We start from the raw sequence: 429 nt of genomic DNA, 5'->3' as shown, positions 1-429 counted from the left end.
CTTGGTGGGCTTTTATCTCACCAACTAACTAATACGGCGCGGGTCCATCCCGAAGTGATAGCAGAGCCATCTTTCAAGTCGGAACCATGCGGTTCTGACTAATTATGCGGTATTAGCATTTGTTTCCAAATGTTATCCCCCGCTTCGGGGCAGGTTACCCACGTGTTACTCACCAGTTCGCCACTCGCTCCGAATCCAAAAATCATTTATGCAAACATAAAATCAATTTGGGAGAGCTCGTTCGACTTGCATGTATTAGGCACGCCGCCAGCGTTCGTCCTGAGCCAGGATCAAACTCTCATCTTAAGATGAAAAGCTTAACTTAGCTCTTCTGAATAAATTGTTATTTTATAAGCGAATTGACTTCGCAATGTTTAATTCTTACAAACTTCGTTGTAAGATTCCTTACACATCATCGATTATCAATCT

The 429-nt window shown here is 42.7% G+C and carries 1 rRNA gene; it reads right to left on the bottom strand.

The features are described 5' to 3' along the window. Positions 1-306: ribosomal RNA gene (locus ABWU86_RS07010) — 16S ribosomal RNA — on the bottom strand; the annotation flags it as partial. Positions 307-429 lie beyond the last annotated feature (123 nt).

The organism is Apilactobacillus pseudapinorum (assembly GCF_040369555.1).
GTDB lineage: Bacteria > Bacillota > Bacilli > Lactobacillales > Lactobacillaceae > Apilactobacillus.
This window is presented reverse-complemented; position numbering and strand designations above follow the sequence as displayed.